At 29.6% G+C, this 5,092-nt stretch carries 8 protein-coding genes; all 8 read left to right on the forward strand.

The features are described 5' to 3' along the window. A partial coding sequence (locus tag ACSVH9_RS16090) for a DMP19 family protein (protein ID WP_438064591.1) occupies positions 1 to 534 on the forward strand: 534 nt, incomplete at its 5' end. Positions 535 to 722: 188 nt separating this feature from the next. Then, positions 723 to 1,034: a hypothetical protein gene (locus ACSVH9_RS16095; RefSeq protein ID WP_438064598.1), complete on the forward strand. Its 312-nt coding sequence runs from the start codon at positions 723 to 725 to the stop codon at positions 1,032 to 1,034. Positions 1,035 to 1,039: 5 nt separating this feature from the next. Continuing rightward, positions 1,040 to 1,441, forward strand: coding sequence for a DUF5958 family protein (locus ACSVH9_RS16100; RefSeq protein ID WP_438064592.1), 402 nt, complete (start codon positions 1,040 to 1,042; stop codon positions 1,439 to 1,441). A 157-nt stretch (positions 1,442 to 1,598) separates the two neighbouring features. Then, the gene (locus ACSVH9_RS16105; RefSeq protein ID WP_438064593.1) at positions 1,599 to 2,186 is read left to right on the forward strand and encodes a hypothetical protein; all 588 of its coding nucleotides are present in this window, start codon (positions 1,599 to 1,601) and stop codon (positions 2,184 to 2,186) included. A 795-nt stretch (positions 2,187 to 2,981) separates the two neighbouring features. Further along, positions 2,982 to 3,599, forward strand: a complete 618-nt coding sequence (locus ACSVH9_RS16110; RefSeq protein WP_438064594.1) for a hypothetical protein — start codon at positions 2,982 to 2,984, stop codon at positions 3,597 to 3,599. 175 nt (positions 3,600 to 3,774) lie between these two features. Continuing rightward, positions 3,775 to 4,308 (forward strand): hypothetical protein, encoded by a 534-nt coding sequence (locus ACSVH9_RS16115; RefSeq protein WP_438064595.1) that lies wholly within the window; start codon positions 3,775 to 3,777, stop codon positions 4,306 to 4,308. Beyond that, entirely contained in the window at positions 4,309 to 4,734 is a 426-nt protein-coding gene (locus ACSVH9_RS16120; protein ID WP_438064596.1) for a hypothetical protein, read from the forward strand. A gap of 168 nt (positions 4,735 to 4,902) precedes the next feature. Continuing rightward, the coding region (locus tag ACSVH9_RS16125; RefSeq protein ID WP_438064597.1) for a hypothetical protein at positions 4,903 to 5,092 on the forward strand (190 nt) is incomplete at its 3' end.

A 5,092-nucleotide genomic window follows, 5' to 3' on the forward strand; every position in this document is an offset into this window, starting at 1 on the left:
AACGTTGGGAGCAATTGTAACCAAACGAAAACTATGAAAATGAATTTGAATAAATTATCAGACGAAGAATTAATAGATTTTGTTTACTGTGAGATAGCGGGAACTAAAATTCAAGAAAACATATCTGACTTTACAGATTTGAAAAAATGGCGAAAAGTTGTAAATGAAATGGAAGAACCAGTTGCTACGGTTTATAGGATTGGAATACTGAATTTAGAATTAATGAACGGTGGCTTAATCCAATATTTTGACAACTGCTATGGAATTTTTGCATATGAAACTCTTGAAGATTTTAAAAGAATCGGAGCAAATTATAGCTATAAAATATTGGAAACTTGTTTAAAACATATCAATCCTAAAAATTATTCAGATAGCAGATTTATAGAATTGGTTGCAGGAAGAGAATACGATAATTATGATAATTCCTTTGAAATGAAACTCAATGAACTAGATGATGAATATTATGGATTAGATGAAAAGGAAAACTTGGGAAAGTTATTAGCTGATTATTTAAGACACCAAAATGTAACGTAAAAACAACAGCTCACAACAGCTACTACAACGGATTTGGGCAATTGGCTTAATGGGAAAATGGTTTTGTATTTGGCAGTTTTGTGATAACCGAAAAATAAATCTTAATTTAGAACCCAAACCCGCTGTAGTACCAGAACGTTATGGGCGATATTTGAGGAACTAACAATCAAAAGACAACATTGAAAGAAATGATATTGAGTGAAGCAATTTTAAACTGCAAGAATTATATAGACACTGAAGAAATTATACATTCAATTTTTGCAAAAAGAAATAATGGAAAATTTCTACCAGATTCTGAAGCTTTAGTTTTGGAATTAACTCCTGAAGAAATGGAAATGCAGTTGAGCATAATAGCCGAAACAAAATGTCCAGGATTTGAATATTTTTTAGAAATTTTTGTTTTACAAGATTTTTATGATGACCTATTGAAAATTGAAGAATTCAAATCAGACGTTAAAAAAGTTGAACGAATTATATACTATGCGGAATTTGATGCTTAATTAAAATGACTACACTTGACAAACAAATTAATTTAATCGCCCAGAACAAAACTGAATTTGACGAAGGTCAAGAACTAATCTTGAAAAATTCTGAATTTGATTTTAATGAAACATTTGAAATTCTAAAAAATTACATCTTTAATGCGATTCCAAATAAATCTGATTACAATTCTGACTCTTTTCAAAAAGCAATTGTTAGCATTCCAATCAAACAAACTTTTACACCAATTATCATACTTAATAAATTTTCAACCAAAAATGCTTTTAAAAAATTAAGTGAATTACCCGAAAGTGAATATGAAAAAATAATCATTTCGCTTCTTTGGATTTTCAAAATTACGGATACTGAAAGACGAGAAACCGAATGTAAAAATGGATGCGGACATTATTGGCACAATATCACGTAAAAATACCGCCCATAACAGCCACTACAACGGATTTGGGCATTTGGCTTAATGAAAAGTTGGTCTTGTATCTGAAATATTTGGCAAATCCGAAGAATGGGCTTAATTTAGTCCCAAACCCGCTGTAGTGCCAGAACGTTAGCGGTTATATCAACACAAAATGAGTGAAAAAATAAAAATAATTGCAAATCCAAGTTTACTGCAAATTGGTTTCAGTCTATCTGGAATATTATTTTTTTCTAGTATTACTTTCTATATGTATAATTCAGAATGGATTATAGAGGGAATAGCAGACAGTATTATGATGTGGATACTTTTAGTACTGTTTGCTACTTTCACCTTGGTTTGTTTATTTATGTTACTAAAGTCAAAAAAAGTAATACTGACAAATGAAGCTTTGACAATTTCTTATCCTTTACTTTTTTACATAAAAAATATTGATTTTAGCGATGTAAGAAAAGTTAAAGAAGATGATTATAATGTTAAATCATCTCATAATTTCTCAACTATTGAAGTTTATAATGGAAAAAAAATTACTCTAGAATTATTTGAATCTAAAAAAATAGTAATTACTTCCTTTGAGGTTACTAACTATAAAAATTTAGCGAAAAATCTAAGAAATATTACTAAATCATATTACAAGTTAAATATTGAAGAAGATTCTTTAAAAAACACTCAAGGATATGGTTGGCTTATTTTTATGCTAATTTTGACATTTGGTTTAATAGTATCAATAATAAGAGAATAGGAAATGAAAAGATACAACCGCTAACAGCTACTACAACGGATTTGGGCAATAGGCTTAATGGAAAAATGGTTTTGTACTTGGATGTTTAGTGATAACCGAAAAATAAATCTTAATTTAGTTCCCAAACCCGCTGTAGTACCAGAACGTTGGCAGTAATAATCACAAAAATCGAATGCGAACAACATTTATAACATCAATCGTTTTTAGTTTCTTTTCGCTTTCTGTGATTAGTATGAATAAATTGAAATCAACACAGGACTCAATCCAAAACGCAAAAAAATGTTCTGTCGAAAACTTAACATTAAAAACTGAAAGAATTGAGAAGAAGCGGAAATTTATTTTTTGGAAATTACCTCACAAAAAGATAATTAATGTTGACCGAATAATTAATGCTAATGGAAAAGTAATTTTAAAGAAAACTTCAATTCAAATTTGTTCAAGTGACGCGTGTGGGGATAGAAAATTTTGTAGAATAAAAATCGTAAACAACGAAATATGGATTTTTCAATTTAACAGAGACCCCGAAAAAGGAATAATAAAACGTTACGATTTTTGCGAAAAATATTTAGGCGAAAAAATATGGGACGAGGAAAACTTTAATGATTATTAGGACACCAAAGAAATTACTACTGCCAACACACGCTACAAGCAAGCTGGGCAATTGGTTTAATTTGAAAATAGTTTGTATTTGATACATTTGTTTTTAACCGAAAGATTACGCATCTTTAATCCCAGCCTGCGTGTAGCGCGGGAACGTTGGCGGATAGTTTGCGACAAAATTGCAATTAAAAAAAAATGAAAATAAAGATAACTTTAATACTTCTTATCATACTTCAACTCTCGTGTAAAAACAATACTGAAAAACAAATTAAACCTTCGAATATTGGAAATCAAAAAGTTGAATCTCAGAAGAAAAAAACAAAAGGATTTGATTTTGAAGCGTTCAAAATTTCAAAAGGACAAATAGGCGACATAAAAGTTGGAATGAATATTTATGATGCTGAAAAAAAACTGAACGGTTTATCCAAAAAAGAAGCTGAAGCATATGATTTTGGTTTCGATGGCGGTGGAAAAGCATATATTTATTTATTGGAAAACGAACCTGTTTTAGCACTTGTGCCTAAAATGGATTCTGAAGTAATATTAGTCATTATTGCATTAAGTAAAAATCTGAAAACAAATAATGGACTAAATCCGAAGTCAAAAGTGACCGAAATACAGAAGAAATATCCAAACATTGAAATAAACCAAGATTTAATGATGAGTTGGGAATTTATGTCTGACGAGGAAAATAATTGGAACTTTGTATTTATGACAGACGAAAATGAAAGAATTGGAGAATACCAACAAATAGATGCTTCAACAAAACCAGAAAGAACTGAAACAAAAATGGATTGGATAACAATCAGATAAAAAACCATCCGCTAACAGCTACTACAACGGATTTGGGCAATTGGCTTAATTGGAAAATGGTTTTGTATTTGGATGTTTAGTGATAACCGAAAAATAAATCTTAATTTAGAACCCAAACCCGCTGTAGTAGCAGAACGTTGGCAGTAATATTACCTACTAAAACAGAAAATGCCATATGAAAAGACAATTATTTATTATTTTCATTTTGTCGCTTTTAATATCTTGTACAAAAAAAGAGAAAGATTTTGACTCGTTAGAATATACATATAGTGGAACTTTTTCAACTCTATTTTTAATAAAATTCACAGAAAATGACACGATTTATATAAGAGAACATTGGAACGTTTCTGAAAGATATGGGAAAAAATTTCCCAAAGCAAAAACAAATTATTATGCAATACTTACAAAAGAACAAAGAAATCAATTAAGTGATTTAATAAAAAAAATAGATTTTAAAAAAATAAAATCAGAATATTATGAAGATTATTTTGACGGAAGAGCTTATCAAATAATCATAAAAAAAGATGATTTAAACAAAACAATTTTTGTTCATAGCTACAAAGAGCCCAAAGAATTAGATTCTCTTTCAAATTGGATTTATACCACTAAAGAGCATTTAAAACTAATTGAGACCAAAAAAAAAATTGATTATAAAAATATTTATAGAGTTTCTCCTCCTCCTCCTCCTCCTCCAATTAAAAATCACTAAATGAAGAATAAATATTACTCTAAAATGAAGAACATCCTAAAATTTTCAATTTTAAGTTTTCTTTTATTGTTTCTTGTTAGTTGTGATCCTTCACGCGATATTAACTTTGTCAATAAAACAGAATCTCCAATCAAAATTAAAATCAAAGTAGGCGCAAATAATACAAGCGAAAGTCTAAAACAAGCTTCTGTAGGTGATTCAATTGTTTTTAAGGTAGCACCAAATGCAACGCAAAACCTATACTGCGGGATGGGAACGTGGTCAGAAAATGAAGTTGATGAAAAAGTCAAAGGCATAGAAAATATAGAAATTGAAACTAAAGACATCAAGACTATTTATAAAAGCACAAACTCAATTGCTAAAATTCTGAAAGACAACAGAAAAGGATGGTGGTGGAAAACGAAAATAGAAATAGAAGTTGAATAAAAATACTACTGCCAACACACGCTACAACGGATTTGGGCAATTGGCTTAATGGAAAGTTGGTTTTGTATTTGGGATGATTTGGCAAATCCGAAAATAGGGCTTAATTTAGTCCCAAACCCGCTGTAGCGCGAGAACGTTGGCAGCAAGCTCACCACATCACGTTAAAAAATGAAAGAACACGGAATTAAAATTTTATACGGAATTTTGGCAGTTGGAATAATAATTTCAATAATTCATATCATTAACGACAAAAACGGTGCTGGATTAGGAAATGTTATTGACACTTTTATATTTACTTCATTAATCTTGTTTCTTTCAACTATCATTTACATATTATTGTCATTTAAGGAAAATATTA

Source organism: Flavobacterium sp. RSSB_23 (genome assembly GCF_051547145.1).
GTDB lineage: Bacteria > Bacteroidota > Bacteroidia > Flavobacteriales > Flavobacteriaceae > Flavobacterium.

Coding starts and splice junctions, on each gene's coding strand:
- ACSVH9_RS16095 (WP_438064598.1), top strand. CDS start 723: ATGATATTGAGTGAAGCAATTTTAAACTGCAAGAATTATATAGACACT.
- ACSVH9_RS16100 (WP_438064592.1), top strand. CDS start 1,040: ATGACTACACTTGACAAACAAATTAATTTAATCGCCCAGAACAAAACT.
- ACSVH9_RS16120 (WP_438064596.1), top strand. CDS start 4,309: ATGAAGAATAAATATTACTCTAAAATGAAGAACATCCTAAAATTTTCA.
- ACSVH9_RS16115 (WP_438064595.1), top strand. CDS start 3,775: ATGAAAAGACAATTATTTATTATTTTCATTTTGTCGCTTTTAATATCT.
- ACSVH9_RS16105 (WP_438064593.1), top strand. CDS start 1,599: ATGAGTGAAAAAATAAAAATAATTGCAAATCCAAGTTTACTGCAAATT.
- ACSVH9_RS16110 (WP_438064594.1), top strand. CDS start 2,982: ATGAAAATAAAGATAACTTTAATACTTCTTATCATACTTCAACTCTCG.